This is a genomic window from Methylorubrum zatmanii, assembly GCF_014845115.1.
Lineage (GTDB): Bacteria > Pseudomonadota > Alphaproteobacteria > Rhizobiales > Beijerinckiaceae > Methylobacterium > Methylobacterium zatmanii.
In genome coordinates this window covers 1-17,369 of sequence record NZ_NKUI01000101.1, presented here as the reverse complement: position 1 = coordinate 17,369, position 17,369 = coordinate 1, and the positions used below count along the sequence as shown (strand labels likewise).

Here is a 17,369-nt window from a genome sequence, read left to right as displayed (position 1 = left end):
GGTCGGGGCATAGCTCGGTACTGCTCCGCCTGGGAGATCGGAGGTCAGCTTCCCCTTACGAAGCAGGCGCGCTCGATGGGCCACCTTGTTCGGCTTGACGTAGCGCGCGCACGTCTTGAGGTCCGTATGCCCGCTGAACTCAGCGATCTCAGCGACGGTGAAGCCCTCATCACCGAGCCTGGAGCAGAACTCGTTGCGCATGATGTGGATCACGAAGTCCTTCCCGATCGGGAGCCCGTCGCGCTTCTGCGCCACAATGTCGGGGTGGTTCTGCGCCAACAAGTCGGCCTTCATCTGCGCGAAGGCGTAGGCCACCTTGTCCTTGGTGAGGCCGTCGAGGATACGCGCTTCCTTCGTCTTGCCCTTGGCGCGATGCCTCAGCACAACTTCAGCGACGATTGCGCGCGCTGGGATAGCTCGCGTCAAGGTCGATTTGTTGCTGGCGACGCCGCGCGGGAAGATCGCGAAATCAACGCCGTCCATGTAGCCGTCACGTGGGTGGCCGAACGATTCGGAAAGCCGGAGGCGTAGCGTTTCGTTCTCGCGCTGGCCGAGGTAGAGGCTAAAGACCAGAAAGTCGTAGAAGTCCTCCCGATCGTTCGCGAGCGCCCAGGTCAGCATCTCGTGCTCGATTGCGGGCGTGATGCGGAAGACGCGCCCTTCCTTGCACTCGGGGGCCTTCTTGAGCGGCAGCACCGTGGGCATCGCGCCGAGCCGCACGGCCTCCTTGAACATAACCGAGAGGGCGGCGATTCGCCGGTTGGTCGTGCGAGGCGTATTGCCCCGCTTTTCTTCGAGCGCTCGAAGGGCGTTTTCGACGATCGGCACGCTGAGCTTGGAGAGCCGGGTGTTCCGGCCGATCGCCTCGATCGCCAACGTCGCCGCGATCTCGGTCTTGGGCCACGACTTCTGGGGGCCGCCGTTGGGGCCGCCGACGAGCCAATGGACACGCTGCGTGTGCTCGAAAAGCTCACCGATGGTCGTCGGCACTCCGGTGGTTGCGTAGGACTTCGCACCGACCGGCAATTCGATATCCTGCCCACGGATCATGCGGATCGTCTGCTCGTTACCCCAGGCTTCGGCCTCGTCCCTCGTGTCGAAGGTCGGGCGAAGCCGGACGCCCTTCCAGTTCAGCGTGGCCCGCCAGCGCTTCCCGTAAAGCTCGATCCGCACCTCATTCGCTTGCTTCCGCGACACCATTCCCTTACTCCGCAATCCAGGCGCGCGACTGGTGAAACGGTAGCCACGCGAGACTCAAAATCTCGTGCTCGCGAGAGCGTCCCGGTTCGAGTCCGGGGTCGCGCACCACGCATCACGAACCTCGTATTTTCGGGGCCGATACGACCACGTGCGGCAGGTCCTCCGCCGGGATCGCATGTCCCCGTTTCTCAAGCGCAGCCGATGCTACGCGCGAGCCCTTCAACGTGTTGTAGTAGTGCTTCACCCGGCCGTCTTTTGCGTCGGCAACGGGGTGAATATACCCCCCGTCCTTCAAGGTTTTCAGGACTTTCGCGCAGTGCGCTGAGTCCATTTCGTACTCTGCGCCAATCTCTCCAGGGGTTGCCCCCGGTTTGAGCAGCGCGAGAAACTGTAGAAGCACCATCTGTATCGGCGAAAGCTTCTCGTCGAGGTTCGCTTCCTTCACGGCTTGGTTTGCCACCATGAAGGCGGAGACCGCCTCTCGCATTCCGTCGTCATCTTTCGCCATGTCGGCTCCTCCCGCCATCCGTGCCCGGTTGAGGAAGTAGCTGCCGATCAGCAGCTACTGCCGAATCTCCGAGGGGGTGTCAAGGAGGTATCTTCCGGCCCAGGCGGTGAGGTCAATCGCGCGCGTCAGGCTTCCTGTGCGCGTCACCGTTGAAGTCCAGCGGCTCGGGGAGGGCAGCGCATCACCGCTCTCGGTTGGGTACACCCCGGCAAGGCAGTATTTCGAGGCGAATTTACCGTCTCGTATGGATTGCTTTGCGATTTATGAGACAGGTCGATACGAGGTTTTAGACGCATGCGAGACAGGAGGCCGTCTTGGCCGTGATCGGGTACGCCAGGGTAAGTTCAGACGATCAGGACCTCACCATCCAGATCGAGAAACTGCGCGCGGCGGGCGCGGAGCGCATCTTCGCGGAGAAGCGGTCGGGGACCAGCTTGACTGGCCGGACGGAGTTCGAGGCGCTGATGGCCTTCGTGCGCGACGGTGATGAGGTCATCACGACTCGCATCGATCGCTGCGCCCGATCGATGGCGGATTTCCAGAAGATCATCGAAGCGTGGACGGAAAAGGGGGTTCGGTATCGGGCTGTGGAGCAGGCCGGGGTGGCGCTAGACGGCAGCGCCCATACCAAGTTGTTCATGAACCTGCTCATGGCGTTCGCCGAGTTCGAAACGCGCTTGCGGCGCGAGCGGCAGCTTGACGGGATCATCGCCAAGAAGGCGGCCGACAAGTCGAAGCCGCAACACGAGCGAACGTATCGGGGTCGGCCGACGACCATCGACGCTGGCCGAGTGCGCCACATGCGTGACGTTGAAAAGCTCGGCGCTTCGGAGATCGCCCGGCGGCTCGGGATCGGCCGCGCGAGCGTATACCGACTCCTTGGCGACGCTGGTGGCGATTCGCACGGAGGAGCAGCATCTTGAGGCCGACCGCGATCGTTCGCTACCGCTACCGCCGCCAAGGCTCCGGCGGAGCCTGGACCAGCAGTACGTGGTCTGGGCAAACCCTTCACATTTCCGAGCTTTTAGTCATCCAGGCACTGCGCCGATCGAAGCCCGGCTGCGAGGTCGAACTCACTGAACTCAGGTGGAGGGAGTGAGGTCGGCGCGCACCCCGGCCCAAGCTTCGGGCTCCCGCTCCTTGCGCTCGCTGTAGCGATCCACGAGGTAGGCGGACTGTTCGCGGGTCAGCAGCGTGAACTTCATCAGTTCCTCGCACACGTCCACGACCCGATCGTAGAGCGGTCCCGGCTTCATCCGCCCGCCGTCGTCGAACTCCTTGTAGGCCATCGGCACGCTGCTCTGGTTCGGGATCGTAATCATCCGCATCCAGCGGCCGAGCACGCGCAGGCTGTTGACCGCGTTGAAGCTCTGCGAGCCGCCGGATACCTGCATCACCGCGAGCGTGCGCCCCTGCGTCGGCCGCACCGAGCCCTCGCTCAGGGGGAGCCAGTCGATCTGGCTCTTCATGACGCCGGTCAAGTTCCCGTGCCGCTCCGGCGAGACCCAGACCTGCCCCTCCGACCAGATCGAGAGTTCGCGGAGTTCCTGCACTTTGGGATGATCGGCGGTCGCGTCGTCGGGCAGCGGCAGGCCGTGGGCGTGGAAGATGCGCACCTCACCGCCCATGCGCTCCAGCAACCGCGCAGCCTCGTAGGCGAGGAACCGGCTGAAGGAACGCTCCCGGAGAGAGCCGTAGAGGATCAGGAAGCGCGGCGCGTGCGCGAACGGCGTCGTTGTATGCAGGCGCTCGGTCGATGGAATTGCGAGACAGCGCTCATCGACGTTCGGCAGGCCGTCGCCGGATGTGGGGTGAGGCGGAAGAGGCTTGTCCACGAACTCGTCTTGCGTTATGTTTCAACAATCGCTTGATTATAGAAGAATCGATGGACGAACGGCAAGCCCTCTCCGCCCTCGTGGCGCTCGGCCAGGAGCATCGACTCCGAACGGTGCGGCGACTGGTCGTGGCTGGGCCGGATGGGCTTGCGGCTGGGCGGCTGGCCGAAGAAGTCGGCATGTCCCCTTCCACCGCCTCCTTCCACCTCAAGGAACTGGAACGTGCCGGACTCGTGCAATCAAGGCGCGACGGCCGCTCGATCATCTACTCCGCCGCCTACCCGGCGCTTTCCGCGCTGATGGCCTTCCTCATGAAGGACTGCTGCCAGGGCCACCAAGAAGTCTGCGCGCCCGCCGTAGCCGCGCTCACGTCCTGTTGCGACGAAGGGGAGCTTGCCCATGCCTGACGACACCTACAACGTTCTCTTCCTTTGCACCGGCAACACGGCACGCTCGATCTTGGCCGAGGCCATGCTCAACAAGGACGGCGCAGGTCGCTTTCGCGCTTTCTCGGCAGGGAGCCAACCGAAGGGCACGGTCAATCCACTCGCTGTCGAGGTTTTGCAGGAGACGGACTACCCCACGGACGGACTGAGATCGAAGTCATGGGATGAGTTCGCCGCGCCGGGTGCGCCGATCATGGACTTCGTGTTCACCGTCTGTGACGGGGCGGCGGGCGAAGCGTGCCCGCACTGGCCGGGCCAGCCAGTAACGGCGCATTGGGGCATCGAGGACCCCGCCGCTATCGACGGCACCCCCCTTGAGCGGAAGGCCGCCTTCGTCACTGCGCAGCGCTACCTCAGAAACCGGATTACAGCCTTCATCTCCCTGCCGCTCGCGAGCTTGGATACGGTCGCGCTGACCTCGCGCGTCCGGGAGATCGGACAGCAAGCGGGGACAACATCTCCTCGATCGGAGGTGGCGTGATGGACGTGGTGATCTACCACAACCCGGCCTGCGGCACGTCGCGGAACACGCTCGCGATGATCCGCAACGCCGGGATCGAGCCGCACGTGATCGAGTACATCAAGACGCCGCCGTCGCGCACGATGATCCGGCAACTCGCCGAACGTGCGGGGGTCACGGTTCGCGATCTTCTGCGCGAGAAGGGCACGCCCTACGCCGATCTCGGCCTCGACGATCTTGCTCTGGATGATGAGGCCCTGCTCGATGCGATCGAGGCCCACCCAATCTTGATGAACCGACCGATCGTGGTCACCGCCAAGGGCGTGCGGCTCTGCCGTCCCTCCGAAGCCGTGCTCGATCTGCTACCGCACCAGCAGGGCGAGTTCGTCAAGGAGGACGGCGAACGCGTCGTTGACGAGCACGGCCGCCGCGTCGCTACCGCCTGAGATTCACCGCCATGTCCATCTTCGAACGCTACCTGACCCTGTGGGTCGCGCTCTGCATCGTCGTTGGTGTCGCGCTCGGCCACGTCATGCCGGGCGTGTTCCAGGCGATCGGCTCGGCCGAGATCGCCCAGGTCAACCTGCCGGTGGCGGTGCTGATCTGGCTCATGGTCATCCCCATGCTGCTCAAGATCGACTTCGCCGCCTTGCGCGAGGTCGGGCGGCACTGGCGCGGCATTGGCGTCACCCTCTTCATCAATTGGGCGGTCAAGCCGTTCTCGATGGCGGCGCTCGGGTGGCTCTTCATCGGCTGGCTCTTCCGGCCCTACCTGCCCGCCGACCAAATCGACAGCTACATCGCCGGGCTGATCCTGCTCGCGGCGGCCCCCTGCACGGCGATGGTGTTCGTGTGGTCGCACCTGACGAAGGGCGAGCCGCACTTCACGCTCTCGCAGGTCGCCCTGAACGACGCGATCATGGTCGTGGCCTTCGCGCCGGTCGTCGGCCTGCTGCTCGGGCTCTCCGCGATCACGGTGCCGTGGGATACGCTGGTCCTGTCGGTCGTCCTCTACATCGTTCTGCCCGTGATTGCCGCCCAGGTTGCCCGTAGGAGCCTCCTGGCGGCAGGCGGGGAGGCAGCGCTCTCTCGGGTACTGCGGACGCTCTCGCCGGTCTCCTTGGCCTCCCTACTCGCAACGCTGGTGCTCCTGTTCGGCTTCCAGGGCGAGCAGATCATCGCGCAGCCGCTCGTGATCGGCCTTCTCGCGGTGCCGATCCTCATTCAGGTCTACTTCAACGCGGGGCTCGCCTACGTCCTCAACCGCGTCGCGGGCGAGCAGCATTGCGTGGCCGGTCCTTCGGCGCTGATCGGCGCATCGAACTTCTTCGAGCTTGCCGTCGCCGCCGCGATCAGCCTGTTCGGCTTCAACTCGGGCGCGGCTCTCGCCACGGTGGTCGGCGTGCTGATCGAGGTGCCGGTAATGCTCACCGTCGTCTGGATCGTGAACCGCTCGAAAGGCTGGTACGAGCGTGGGGCTCCGGCCCAGGCCACGCGCCCGAAATCAGTAACCCGTGAAGCCTGACGCGGGCAGCCTTCCTGCCTCGGAGCCCGACCGGCATCGCCGGACGATCATCACCGTCATCGGCCTGACGCAGATCACGGGATGGGGCTCGTCGTACTACCTGCTCGGTGTCCTGGCCGCGCCGGTCGCGGCGGACACGGGATGGCCCCTCTCGTGGGTCGTCGGCGGGCAGACGGTCGGACTGCTCGTCGCAGGACTTGTCTCGCCCTTCGTCGGCAGGCGCATCGATCGTCACGGCGGGAAGCCCGTCCTCGCCGCTTCAACCCTTCTTCTTGCGCTCGGGCTCGTCGTTCTCGCCGCTGCGCTGAGCCTCCCGGTCTACATCGGGGCCTGGGTTTTCATCGGGGCCGGAATGGGGGCGGGGCTCTACGATGCGGCCTTCGCATCCCTCGGTCGCTACTTCGGTCGGGACGCGAGGCGCGCGATCACGATCGTCACGTTGTTCGGGGGATTCGCCTCGACCCTCTCCTGGCCGGTCGTGGCTCTTCTCGTCGATCGTGTCGGCTGGCGCGGTGCGAGCCTCGGTCTTGCCGCCGTGAACGTCGGATTTGCCCTTCCCCTTCTCCTGACGTTCCTTCCACGTGCGCCCGCACGAGAAGTCGCAACATCGAACGTGCACGATGTTGGAGCCTTGCGCATCGAGGAGCGCCCGGCCTTCTTGTTGCTCGCGACCGTGTTGGTCTTGAGCGGCGCGGTCGCGGCGATCGTGTCCGTCCATCTCCTGACCCTTCTTCAGGCAGTCGGCCTCACCTTGGCGAGCGCAGTCGCTCTCGGTGCGGTGATCGGACCATCGCAGGTAGTCGCGCGGGTGATCGAGGCGGCAGGGGGAGAGCGGCATCACCCGCTCTGGACGTTGTTGGCGGCGATGATGTTGGTCGCTACGGGTGTTGCGATGCTCTGGTTCGAAGTTCGGAGCGTAGCTGCCGCGCTGGTGCTCTACGGGGCCGGAAACGGCGTCTATTCAATCGCTCGCGGTACGGTGCCCCTCACGCTGTTCGGACCCTCCCGCTACGCACCGATCATCGGCAAGCTCGCCCTGGCGAGCCTGCTCGCTCAGGCGGCGACGCCGCCGCTCGCTGCGCTGTTGCTCGAAAGGGCTGGATCGGCATCGGTCCTTGCCGTGCTTCTCGGTCTTGCTCTCATGAACGTCATGTTGGTGATCGGCCTCGGTTTCGAGATTCGCCGGTCGAAGCAGCGGTCGCCCATGGCCGAGTTCCGACGGGAAGGGCTTTTCCGGGGGGGCTAAATACGGCATGCGCCTGTTCGAAATCCTGCTGCCCGAAGCCACCGCTCAGAAGCCGTCCAAGCCTTCTCCTGCATCGAAGCCGCGAACGCAGGCGTATCAGACCGAGCGCCCTTCATCGGATTCCTATCAGAACGGGAACACCTCGCGGTGGCAGTCTCCGCCAAGGCGCAAGGTGAAGCTGCCTGTCCAGCCTCCGATCAAGTAGTCCACATCCGCCGCAAGACCGGAGCGGTGACGTTTCCGGTCGGATGATGTATAAGTCCTTCGTCTCCTGTAGAGGCGTGGCGGAGCTTCGCACCGCCCCACCTGCCGATGCTGGTTCGGTCGCTCGCGAGGCTCGCGATTCACCAGCATCGTCGGTTTGATCAGCTTGGATGCGATCAGGCATAGCTAGACCATTGTGGCTGCCGGAAGCAGCCACCTGGGGAAGATCAACGCTGGGGTGGCGGGCGCAGTGGATGCAGCGTGCGCCGCCGTAGCCCCAGCTATGGAACGGGCTTCGCGGGACGAGCAGGCTTGCTCGAAACGAAAAGCAAAGGCTCTTCATCGAGCCTGTTTCTGCCGAGGTCCTTGCAGCAGTACGAAGCCCAGCCCTCGGCATCGTGAAGGCGAGCAACAGCAACAGAGCCGTACCCGCTCGTGATCTTCTTCCAGCCCAGGGCCACGAGATCGGCGAGTTCGTCGGCCTGCCCCTCGGGCATCTTCCAGAGAAGATGCACGTGAACGTTGGTGTCCTCGTGCTCGATCATGCCGATGTAGGAAGATCGCAAATGCTCCGGCTTCTTGTAGAAGCGTGGTCCGTACAGCGCGTGATCCGTGTAGTAGTGCAGCGCTTCAAGGTCGGCGTGCACCTGCTCCAACGGGATGCGGCGGATGATCGGCAAGCGGTTCGTGCCGGGATCGACTGGTACTCCCGAGGTCGGGAGGCGAAGGCATTCTCCGAACTCCGTGATCTTGAAGCACCACGAGGTCGTCGCGCCATAGACGTTATTGTAGCAGGCTGTTATACCATGGGTTGAAGTTGCTGCTCGCGCAGCAAACATGCCAGCCCAGGCTTCCTTTCGTTTCTGAAGTTCTTGCCGGTTCACAGGGGTAGCCCCTGGAGCCAGCGATTCACGGCGGCGGCGACACCATCATCGTCACCATGGGTGCCGTTGTCGTCCCACATGATTTCGATCCGACAATGCACAGCGGCAGGGTCAAGAAGCCGGTCGTCACGCCAAGCGGCGCGCACGGACATCGACCAACCTTCGCGCTCATGGGTGAAGACGTAGCGGCGGCAGTCCGCATCAGCGGGAATTCCAGTTCGATGACGTGACGGTTCCACGGTGATGACCGCTCCGGCGAATGCGTGCGAAGAGTACCGTTCGACGCCTGCAAGATGCTGGGCCAGCAATCGTTGAACGGTGATGTTGTTCGCGGCATTGATGATCTGCTTTTGGTCCATCTTGATTCCTCTGCTTCGCCATCTGGTGGGTATGAATAAATACGCTACCGTATTTACGCGAGGGGGTCGATATGTTTGCGCTTCACCTGCTTCGAAACTTCGAAGAGCTACGAACGCTTGGTCTCGTCTGGTCACGACGAGAATATGCGCGCGTCTGGCTTGGACGCGGGCAGCATTACCTTCGAGACGTAGAGAGCCGTGGTTGCGGGTGGCAAAAGCTGTCGCCGCGAACCACCGCGCAATTGCGCGCGAACCTACAAGCCGTCGCCGCCAGGGTGCCGGTCGGTGTTGGCTACGAGATCAGGACCGTGTTGCAGGCCATGGATCGAGATTCGACCGTCGCAGACACCATCAAGGGATGGGGCCGGTAACGTTCGAGCTTGAATTTCAGGCGTTATCTCGGCTTCGCCGCCTTGGGCCGCGTCGTGCGGCATCATGAGCGTGCGGCTTCAGCCATGGAGGCCGACGAGCGACCTCTCTATGGCGGGATTTCGGAGGCACCTGCCATCGTGGCAGCCATCGTGTCGCCCTTTCTCGCAGTAACTGCTATGTGGCAGATATCTGGGTACGAGGCAACGCCCCTTGGTGTCAATCCGTTTTCGGTGAATTTCAGGAAGAATCTGCCGGTCAGCAGGTAACTCTCAGGCAGATTTTGAGTCGCCCGCGTCTACCAGTTCCGCCATACCCGCGACGCCTCCGCCTCTTGGCACAAGCCGGGGCGCCGGGCCAGAGCGATTTTTTGCCAATCGCGTCATCCGTCGCCTCGTTGGACCGGCCAGGGCCGATCCCGATCTCTGCGCCCGGAGAGGACGATGAACGCCGGCTTCGGAAGTGGCCGCAGGATGAGGCGGGCTGGGCTTCGGCCGGGCAGAAAGTGCCTTGGGAACGAGCCGATCAGCGCTGAAGCCGGAACGGATTGAAGTCCGTCCCGACGTCGAAATAATCGATCTGCTCGCGCCGCTTCAGCCAGCGGACGAGAGGCAGCGAAATGGGGAGAGCCAAGATTTCCCACATTACTTTGAGCACCCAGACAGCGAGGCCCATTTTCAGCAGCTGTCCGGCCGGGATTACTCCGTAGAACGCGATGACGAGGACGATGGCGGTATCGGTCGCCGCCCCGAATACGGTCGATCCGATCATGCGCAGGGCGAGATAGCCTCCGCCGCTCGCGATCTTCATGCGTGCTAGAACATAGGCATTCACGAATTCACCGCAGACATAGGCGATCATGCCCGCGAGTGCGATGCGCGGTGTCTGGCCGAGCAGCGCCGAAAACGTGTCCTGATGGGGCCAGAACGGCGCGGGCGGCAGGGCCGCGGCAGCGGTGTAGGAGGCAATCCAGAGCAGTTCGGAGATCAGTCCCGCCCACACGGCGCGGCGCGTGGCAGCATAGCCATAGACCTCCGTCAGGACGTCGCCGATGAGGAAGGTCAGAGGAAACAGCACGATCGAGGCCGGAAACGTGGCTCCGGCGACCGCTGCGATTTTTCCTGAGAGAATGATGGTCGAGACCAGCGCTCCGCAGAAGACTCCCGTGATGAGACCGAGATAGCGCGGACCGTCGGCCAAGCCCTCCTCCTCACCCGAATCAATACTATCATAAGTTAATTGATATCGTCGGCCGTGGGAATGCAATCCGGCTGGCGGCTTCGGACATCACTCGAGCGCCGTGTGCCCTGCAGGGACGGGACCGATCCGATCCAGCGGAACCCGTATCGGACGAGGCTCGGCGCGCCTTGGTCCTGACCGGCCCGGAAGAGGCGGCTCTGCCGCCCGTCGCGTCGCAACCCTCGCCTCCGGCCCGCTTCTGTGCTGAAAGGGCACCGCTTCCCGGACCCTTAAGAGGCCCCATGATCCGCCGGCTCTACGAGTGGATACTCGCGCTCGCCGCCAAGCCCTCCGCACCCTGGGCGCTCGGGGCGGTGGCCTTTGCCGAGAGTTCGTTCTTCCCCGTCCCGCCGGATGCGATGCTGGTGCCGATGGCGGTGAGCCGGCCCGACCGGGTCTGGCTCTACGCCACCATCGCCACCATCGCCTCCGTGCTCGGCGGCCTGCTCGGCTACGCCATCGGCGCGCTGCTGTTCGACTCGGTCGGACAGTGGCTGTTCAACCTCTACGGGCTGGCCGACAAGGCGGAGACCTTCCAGGCCTCCTACGCCACCTACGGGCATTGGGTGATCCTGCTCAAAGGGCTCACTCCGATCCCCTACAAGCTCGTCACCATCACCTCGGGCTTCGCCCATTACTCGCTGTTCTGGTTCATCCTGCTCTCGGTCATCACCCGCGGCGCGCGCTTCTTCCTGCTCGCCGGGCTGCTCGGGCGCTACGGCATCGGCATCCGCGCCGCGCTCGACCGGCACCTCAACGTCGTGGTGGCCCTGTTCGCCGCGGTGGTGATCCTCGGCTTCGTCGCGTTCAAGGTGATGCTGTGAACCGTCTCCTCACCGTCCGCGGCGCGGCGCTCGCGGTGGCGCTCGGCGCCGCCGCGACGGTGGGCGCCGCCCTCGTGTTCGAGCACGGCCTCGGCTACGTGCCGTGCAAGCTCTGCCTGACGGAGCGGGTGCCCTATTACCTCGTCGTGCCGCTGGGCCTGATCGCGGCCCTGGCGCCGCGGCGCCCCGCGCGGCTGGTGCTCGGCCTGATGGCCGTCCTGCTGCTCTACGGTGCCGGGCTCGGCGTCTACCATGCGGGGGCCGAATGGGGCTTCTGGCCCGGCCCGAGCGATTGCGGCGGCGGCTCAGGGGCCGGGCCGGCGGATGTCGGCGATTTCCTGAAGAGTCTCGAACATGTGCGGCCGGTCGATTGCACGGCGGCCGCGTGGCGCTTCCTCGGGATCTCGCTCGCCGGCTGGAACGCCGTGATCGCGGCCGCGCTCGCGGCTCTCGCCGCGGCGGCCGCCCTGTTCGCTCAGCCGTCGAGGGGCCCGCACCAGCCGGGCAGGTAGCCGGCATCCGGCGATTTGGCGAGGCTCAGGGCGCTCTCCAGGGAGGCGGTGAAGTCGCGCTCGATCGCCTTCCGCGTGAGGTTGCGCCGCAGGAAGTCGGCCCACAGGAACTCGCTGAAGGGCGTGGTATCCTTGGCGAAGCCGCCGGCCCGGCGCAATTCGCCCGCGAGGCTGCGGAACGGGTCGTCGGCCAGATCGGCGATCCGCTTCGGGACGTCGTCGAAGCCCACCCGCACGCCGTCCGCGTTGTAGGGGTGAACCCAGGCCTTGTGGTCCGCCACCGTCCAGAAGGCATCCTTGTCGAGCTTGTGCAGGTCGGCCACCACCGTCACCAGCACGCTCTCCACCCCCTCTTCCTGCAAGGCGCGGGCGAGGTGGTGGTGGTCGATCACATAGTAGCGCTTCTTCGGTCCGAGCAGCACCGGGATCATGTGCGAGCCGAGGAAGGCCGCCTTCTTGTCGGCATCGTGCGACCGCCAGCGGCGGCGCTTCTCCTCAACCTCGCGGTAGCCCACCGTCATCTGCGTCGGCCGCAGCTCGGCAATCGGCACGGGGGTGAGCAGGGGTTCACGGGGCGCCATCGCAGTCTCCGGTCTGATGAGCGGCCCGAGCGCAACGCCTTCGCGGGACGCCGGACAAGCGGCCAAGCTTCACGTTTTCGTGAGACGCGACCTCAGGCTCCGGCATAGCCTCCCATGGCGCAGATCCTGGCCCATTCCGCCTCCGTGACCGGCTGCACCGAGAGGCGCGAATTGGTGACGAGGGCCATGTCCTTGAGGGTCGGCTCGGCCTTGATCGCCTCGAGAGTCACCGGGCGCGGCATCGGCGCCACCGCCTTCACGTCGACCATGCCGAAGCGGCCGGTCTCGTCGGTATGGTCGGGGTAATAGGGCTTGATGACCGCGACGATGCCGACGACCGCCTTGCCCTCGTTGGAATGATAGAAGAAGCCGCGCTCGCCGACCTGCATCGCCTGCATCTGCTTCTTGGCGAGATGGTTGCGCACACCGTTCCAGAAGGTGCCGCCCTCCCCCGCCTCGACCTGCTGATCCCAGGACCAGGTCGAGGGTTCGGACTTGAACAGCCAATAGGCCATGGCGCGGGACGGCTCCGATGGGGACAGCGCCTCCGCTTAGCGAAGAATCGGCCGAGCTTGAAGGGCGGGTTCCACCCCTCCCCGCTCACTCCGCCTCCGCCTTGAGCGGACGCGACAGCAGCCGCGCCATCGCCCCGTCGACCGTGAGTTCGCCGGCGATCACGGCGGCCACGGCCTCGGCCACGGGCATCTCGACCTCCCGCGCCCGAGCGAGCCCGACCAGGGCCGCCGCGGTGAAGGCGCCCTCCGCCAGTTTGCCGCCCGAGGCCTGCTCGGGCGTCGCGCCCTGGCCGAGGCGCTCGCCGAAGGCGAAGTTGCGCGATTGCGACGAGGAGGCGGTGAGCACGAGGTCGCCGAGGCCCGACAGGCCCATCAGCGTCTCGGCCCGCCCGCCATAGGCGCGGGCGAAGCGCATCAGCTCGGCGAAGGCGCGGGCGATCAGCGCGGCGCGGGCGCTCTCGCCGAGGCCGCGCCCGGTGACGATGCCCGACGCGATGGCGAGCACGTTCTTGCCCGCCCCGCCGATCTCGACACCGCGGACATCATCGGTGTGGTAGAGCCGAAAGGCCGGCCCCGAGAGCAGGCCGGCGAGCCGCGCGGCGCGAGCCCCGTCCTCGGAGGCGAGGGTCACCGCCGTCGGCAACCCGCGGGCGACGTCGGCGGCGAAGCTCGGCCCGGACAGCACCGCGACCGGCATGCCGGCGGGCAGCGTCTCAGCCGCCACGGCGCTCATGAAGGCGTCGCTGCCCCGCTCGATCCCCTTGGCGCACAGCACCACCTGCGCCCCGAGCCGCAGCGACGGGGCTAGGGCCGAGAGCACGCCGCGCAGGGTCTGGGCCGGCACCACGAGCAGCACGGTTCCCGCCTCGGCCAGAGCGCGGGCCTCCGCCGTCGCCCGCACCTGCGCGTGCAGGCCGACGCCCGGCAGGTAGCGCGCGTTGACCCGCTCCGCCTGCATCCGCGCCGCGGCATCGGCATCGCGCATCCAGAGGGTGACCGGGCGGCCCGCCGCCGCGGCTGCGTTGGCGAGGGCCGTGCCCCAGGAGCCGCCGCCGACGACCGCGACGACCTCGCTCGGGTCGTTCGTTCCTGATCCCATCTCCGCCTCCGTCGGCCATGTTGCGCCGTCGTCGCGCATCCGGGCCCGCATGCCAACCGTCCGCCGCGCCTTTCATCCCATCGTCGCGTCGGGATGCGCATGCTCGCCGTGCTTCCGCCCACCTGTCTCGTGGCGCATGTCAGAGAGCGCCCCGACATGGACGACCGCATATGGGGCGGCGACAACCGAAGAAGGAATGGCCAAGATGAGGATCTAAAATGCATGTTGACCACGAATCTCGATCTTATTGATATCCTTCGCCGGGAACAGGAATTTTTTAGCATAACAAATATCATATATTAAGTATTTATTAACTTTTTGCCAGATTTTCCCAAGAGAAACAACTGCACTCGCCCCTGAAGGAGTCGGGGAATGTCAATATTCCACTCCGACCTTAAATTGATTCTCGATGCCATCGACCGCTCTCAGGGGCGGATCGAATTTACAATGGATGGCATAATTACCGATGCCAACGAGAACTTTCTGAATCTTCTCGGCTATACACTCGCCGAAGTACGAGGTCAGCGTCACGCCATGCTCATGCCGCCCGAGGAACGCGAGGGCGCAGCGTACAAGGCATTTTGGGAAGCCTTGCGCCGTGGCGAGTACCAAGCTCGGGAGTTTCGGCGGATCGGCAAGGACGGTCAATCGATCTGGATCCAGGCCTCCTACAACCCGATCATCGACCGGCGCGGGCGGCCCTACAAGGTCGTGAAGTTCGCTACCGACATCACCGCGCAGAAGACGCGGAATGCGTTCTACGAGGGCCAGATCGCCGCGATCAACCGTTCGCAGGCGGTGATCCAGTTCAAGCCCGACGGTACGATCATCGACGCCAACGAGAACTTCCTCAACGCACTGGGTTATCGGCTCGAAGAGGTCCGCGGCCGGCATCACAGCCTGTTCGTCGATGCGGAGGAAGTGAAGCGGCCGGCCTATGCCGAGTTCTGGAAGGCCCTCGCGGACGGCCGATATCAGTCCGGGGAGTTCTGCCGGTTTAGCAAGGGCGGCCGGGAAGTCTGGATCTACGGCTCCTACAATCCGGTCTTCGACAGCGAGGGGAAGCTCTACGCGGTGGTCAAGTTCGCCAACGACGTGACGGAGGCCGTGAACAACCGCATGCGGCGCGCCGAGGGGCAGCGCTCGATCGAGACCGATCTCGGCGTCATCACCGACGCCATGTCGGATGTGAGCCGGCAGGCCACCGAAACGGCGTCGGCGGTCGCGGTGACCTCGGACAACGTCCAGGCGGTCGCAGCCGGCACCGAGGAATTCGCTGCCTCCATCACGGAACTGAGCCGCCACGCCAGCCAGGCCAAGACCGCCGCCGACGCGGCGGTGGAACGGGCCAACGAGGCCGGCGGCATCGTCACCGGGCTCACCAACGCCGCCGAACGGATCGGCGAGGTCGTCTCGGTGATCCGCTCCATCGCCGACCAGACCAATCTGCTCGCCCTCAACGCCACCATCGAGGCGGCCCGGGCGGGCGCCGCCGGTCGCGGCTTCGCCGTGGTCGCCACCGAGGTCAAGGCGCTCGCCAGCCAGTCCTCCCGCGCTACGGAGGATATCGGCCAGCAGATCGCCAGCGTGCAGGAATCCTCGGCCAAGGCGGTCGAGGCGATCCAGGCCATCGTCTCGACCATCACCAATCTGAGCGAGATCTCGATGAGCGTCTCCTCCGCCGTCACCGAGCAGGCCGCGGTGACCCAGGAGATCGCCAACAACATGCAGACCGCCGCCCAGAACGTCGAGGCGGTCCGCCGCAACACCGACGGGATCGCGAGGGTCGCCGGCGAGATCGACACCGCGGTGCAGAAGGTGACGGCCACCGCCCGCTCGATCGCCTGAGCGGCCGAGCCGGGGCCGGAAACAAGGTCAGGCGGCCGGCGCGGCCTCGGCGAAGGGCCAGCGGGCGCGGGCCGGGACGGTGAGGTCGTCGACCAGGCCGAGGCGCAGGCGTTCGAGCCCGGCCCAGGCGATCATCGCCCCGTTATCGCCGCAGAGCGGCAACGGCGGCGCGACGAAGCCGAGGCCCACCTCGCCGGCCTGCGCCGTCAAAGCCCGGCGGATCGCACCGTTGGCCGCCACGCCGCCGGCGGCGACGAGGGCGGTCGGATGTCCGGCCACCGTCGAGAAGGCGCGCAGGGCGACGCGCACCCGATCCACCACCACATCCACCACCGCCGCCTGGAAGCCGGCGCAGAGATCGGCCACGTCCTGCACGGCGAGGGGCTCGAGGCGCTCGGCCTCGATGCGCAGGGCGGTCTTGAGGCCGGAGAGCGAGAAATCCGCCTGCCGCCGGCCCAGCATCGGCCGGGGCAGGGCGAACCTCTCCGGATCGCCGTTGGCCGCCTGCCGCTCCACCTCCGGCCCGCCGGGATAGCCGAGGCCGAGGAGCTTCGCGACCTTGTCGAAGGCCTCGCCGATGGCATCGTCAATGGTCGTGCCGAGCCGCACGTAATCGCCCACGCCTCTCACCGCGACGAGTTGGGTGTGGCCGCCGGAGGCGAGCAGCAGCAGGTAGGGGAAGGCGAGCCCGTCGGTGAGCCGGGGCGTGAGCGCGTGCGCCTCCAGATGGTTGACCGCGATAAGCGGCTTCCGGGCGACGAGCGACAGGGTCTTGGCGGTAACGAGCCCGATCAGCACGCCGCCGATCAGGCCGGGCCCGGCGGCGACGGCGATGCCGTCGATCCCAGGCAAAGCCGTGCCCGCCCGCTGCAGCGCCCGGGCGATCAGACGGTCGAGCACCTCGACATGGGCGCGGGCGGCGATCTCGGGCACGACGCCGCCATAGGCCGCGTGCTCGGCGATCTGGCTCAGCACCTCGTTGGAGAGGATGTGGCCACGCTCGTCGTCACCGAGCGTCACCACGGCGGCGGCGGTCTCGTCGCAGGTGGTCTCGATGCCGAGGATCTTCATGGGTGTCACGCTTGAGGCCCACACACCGTTGCGCACCGGGGACCGGCCCGCTTACTCCATCCGTCGCGGGGGACCGGAACGGCGCCCCACGCACACACGTCTACGACGAAAATGCCGGCCGAAACAGGTGAGGCCGGCGGGGACGGGGGACGCAGCATGCGGATCTGGGTGTCACGGCCCGAGCCGGGGGCGGGGCGCACGGCCCGGCATCTGGCGGGGCTCGGTCATCTCGCCCTCGTCGCGCCGGTGCTGCGGATCGCCCCGACCGGGGCGACGCCGCCGGCCGGGCCGTTCGACGGGGTGATCCTCACCAGCGCCAACGCGGTGGCGCCGCTCGCCGCGACAGGCCTCGCCGGCCCGCCCGTCTTCGCTGTCGGCCGGCGCACCGCCGAACGGGCTCAGGCCGCCGGGCTCGGCCGGGTGTTCTGCGCCGACGGAGATGCGGCAGGCCTCGCCCGGCTGGTCGCGGACCAACTGACCCCGGGAAGCCTCCTGCTCCACGTGGCGGGGGAAGACCGCAAGGCCGAGCCCGAGGCGAGCCTGCAAATGGCGGGCTACCGGATTCTATCCTGGACCGCCTACGCCGCGCGGGCGCTGGAGGCCCTGCCCGAGCCGGCGGCGCGGGCTCTCGCCGGCGAGAGCGG

20 protein-coding genes and 1 tRNA gene are annotated in these 17,369 nt (G+C 66.1%); 11 read left to right on the top strand and 10 right to left on the bottom strand.

The features are described from left to right. On the bottom strand, window positions 1-1,200 hold a 1,200-nt coding region (locus tag MZTS_RS13415; RefSeq protein WP_192284229.1), incomplete at its 3' end, for a site-specific integrase. 22 nt (window positions 1,201-1,222) lie between these two features. Between MZTS_RS13415 and MZTS_RS13410 the strand changes: the two genes are divergently transcribed. Beyond that, window positions 1,223-1,308, top strand: a tRNA-Leu gene (locus MZTS_RS13410). Window positions 1,309-1,312: 4 nt separating this feature from the next. Here MZTS_RS13410 and MZTS_RS13405 read toward each other — a convergent pair. After that, the gene (locus MZTS_RS13405) at window positions 1,313-1,708 is read right to left on the bottom strand and encodes a MarR family winged helix-turn-helix transcriptional regulator (protein ID WP_192284228.1); all 396 of its coding nucleotides are present in this window, start codon (window positions 1,706-1,708) and stop codon (window positions 1,313-1,315) included. Window positions 1,709-2,028: 320 nt separating this feature from the next. Here MZTS_RS13405 and MZTS_RS13400 point away from each other — a divergent pair, with 320 nt between their 5' ends. Continuing rightward, a complete protein-coding gene (locus tag MZTS_RS13400) occupies window positions 2,029-2,631 on the top strand; it encodes a recombinase family protein (RefSeq protein WP_343068737.1) in 603 nt (200 codons plus the stop codon). Between the two features lie 159 nt (window positions 2,632-2,790). Here MZTS_RS13400 and arsH read toward each other — a convergent pair whose 3' ends face one another. Then, window positions 2,791-3,543: an arsenical resistance protein ArsH gene (arsH, locus tag MZTS_RS13395; RefSeq protein ID WP_192284227.1), complete on the bottom strand. Its 753-nt coding sequence runs from the start codon at window positions 3,541-3,543 to the stop codon at window positions 2,791-2,793. 50 nt (window positions 3,544-3,593) lie between these two features. Between arsH and MZTS_RS13390 the strand changes: the two genes are divergently transcribed. Genes MZTS_RS13390 through MZTS_RS13370 form a run of 5 tightly spaced genes read left to right on the top strand, consistent with a single transcriptional unit; the run spans window position 3,594 to window position 7,220 of the window. Further along, the gene (locus MZTS_RS13390) at window positions 3,594-3,950 is read left to right on the top strand and encodes an ArsR/SmtB family transcription factor (protein WP_192284226.1); all 357 of its coding nucleotides are present in this window, start codon (window positions 3,594-3,596) and stop codon (window positions 3,948-3,950) included. After that, complete coding sequence (locus tag MZTS_RS13385) at window positions 3,943-4,470, top strand: arsenate reductase ArsC (protein ID WP_192284225.1); 528 nt, start codon at window positions 3,943-3,945, stop codon at window positions 4,468-4,470. The genes MZTS_RS13390 and MZTS_RS13385 overlap by 8 nt, the downstream gene beginning before the upstream one ends. Beyond that, window positions 4,470-4,895, top strand: coding sequence for an arsenate reductase (glutaredoxin) (gene arsC / locus MZTS_RS13380; RefSeq protein ID WP_009864880.1), 426 nt, complete (start codon window positions 4,470-4,472; stop codon window positions 4,893-4,895). The genes MZTS_RS13385 and arsC overlap by 1 nt, the downstream gene beginning before the upstream one ends. Before the next feature lie 11 nt (window positions 4,896-4,906). Continuing rightward, window positions 4,907-5,974, top strand: a complete 1,068-nt coding sequence (gene arsB, locus MZTS_RS13375; protein WP_192284224.1) for an ACR3 family arsenite efflux transporter — start codon at window positions 4,907-4,909, stop codon at window positions 5,972-5,974. Continuing rightward, complete coding sequence (locus tag MZTS_RS13370) at window positions 5,964-7,220, top strand: MFS transporter (RefSeq protein WP_343068736.1); 1,257 nt, start codon at window positions 5,964-5,966, stop codon at window positions 7,218-7,220. Before arsB ends, MZTS_RS13370 begins: the two co-directional genes overlap by 11 nt. 485 nt (window positions 7,221-7,705) lie before the next feature. Here MZTS_RS13370 and MZTS_RS13365 read toward each other — a convergent pair whose 3' ends face one another. The 3 genes from MZTS_RS13365 to MZTS_RS13355 form a co-directional block, all read right to left on the bottom strand. Beyond that, window positions 7,706-8,104, bottom strand: coding sequence for a hypothetical protein (locus tag MZTS_RS13365; protein WP_192284223.1), 399 nt, complete (start codon window positions 8,102-8,104; stop codon window positions 7,706-7,708). Between the two features lie 200 nt (window positions 8,105-8,304). After that, window positions 8,305-8,667: a hypothetical protein gene (locus tag MZTS_RS13360; protein WP_192284222.1), complete on the bottom strand. Its 363-nt coding sequence runs from the start codon at window positions 8,665-8,667 to the stop codon at window positions 8,305-8,307. Window positions 8,668-9,561: 894 nt separating this feature from the next. Further along, window positions 9,562-10,236 (bottom strand): queuosine precursor transporter, encoded by a 675-nt coding sequence (locus MZTS_RS13355; protein WP_009862309.1) that lies wholly within the window; start codon window positions 10,234-10,236, stop codon window positions 9,562-9,564. A 281-nt stretch (window positions 10,237-10,517) separates the two neighbouring features. Here MZTS_RS13355 and MZTS_RS13350 point away from each other — a divergent pair, with 281 nt between their 5' ends. After that, window positions 10,518-11,099 (top strand): YqaA family protein, encoded by a 582-nt coding sequence (locus MZTS_RS13350; protein WP_192284221.1) that lies wholly within the window; start codon window positions 10,518-10,520, stop codon window positions 11,097-11,099. Beyond that, a complete protein-coding gene (locus MZTS_RS13345) occupies window positions 11,096-11,611 on the top strand; it encodes a disulfide bond formation protein B (protein WP_009862176.1) in 516 nt (171 codons plus the stop codon). Before MZTS_RS13350 ends, MZTS_RS13345 begins: the two co-directional genes overlap by 4 nt. On the opposite strand, the gene MZTS_RS13340 is transcribed toward MZTS_RS13345, so the two are convergent. The 3 genes from MZTS_RS13340 to MZTS_RS13330 all read right to left on the bottom strand — a co-directional run bounded on the left by MZTS_RS13340 (window position 11,575) and on the right by MZTS_RS13330 (window position 13,806). After that, window positions 11,575-12,192 (bottom strand): ParB-like protein, encoded by a 618-nt coding sequence (locus MZTS_RS13340; RefSeq protein ID WP_192284220.1) that lies wholly within the window; start codon window positions 12,190-12,192, stop codon window positions 11,575-11,577. The genes MZTS_RS13345 and MZTS_RS13340 overlap by 37 nt on opposite strands. A 92-nt stretch (window positions 12,193-12,284) precedes the next feature. Continuing rightward, window positions 12,285-12,707 (bottom strand): EVE domain-containing protein, encoded by a 423-nt coding sequence (locus MZTS_RS13335; protein ID WP_192284219.1) that lies wholly within the window; start codon window positions 12,705-12,707, stop codon window positions 12,285-12,287. An 85-nt stretch (window positions 12,708-12,792) separates the two neighbouring features. Next, window positions 12,793-13,806: an NAD(P)H-dependent glycerol-3-phosphate dehydrogenase gene (locus MZTS_RS13330; protein ID WP_192284218.1), complete on the bottom strand. Its 1,014-nt coding sequence runs from the start codon at window positions 13,804-13,806 to the stop codon at window positions 12,793-12,795. Window positions 13,807-14,178: 372 nt separating this feature from the next. On the opposite strand from MZTS_RS13330, the gene MZTS_RS13325 reads away from it, so the two are divergent. Further along, window positions 14,179-15,654 (top strand): methyl-accepting chemotaxis protein, encoded by a 1,476-nt coding sequence (locus MZTS_RS13325; protein WP_192284217.1) that lies wholly within the window; start codon window positions 14,179-14,181, stop codon window positions 15,652-15,654. A gap of 27 nt (window positions 15,655-15,681) precedes the next feature. Here the strand turns inward: MZTS_RS13325 and tsaD are convergent, their stop codons facing one another. Next, window positions 15,682-16,725, bottom strand: a complete 1,044-nt coding sequence (gene tsaD / locus MZTS_RS13320; RefSeq protein WP_192284216.1) for a tRNA (adenosine(37)-N6)-threonylcarbamoyltransferase complex transferase subunit TsaD — start codon at window positions 16,723-16,725, stop codon at window positions 15,682-15,684. A 156-nt stretch (window positions 16,726-16,881) separates the two neighbouring features. Here tsaD and MZTS_RS13315 point away from each other — a divergent pair. Then, a partial coding sequence (locus MZTS_RS13315) for a uroporphyrinogen-III synthase (protein WP_192284215.1) occupies window positions 16,882-17,369 on the top strand: 488 nt, incomplete at its 3' end.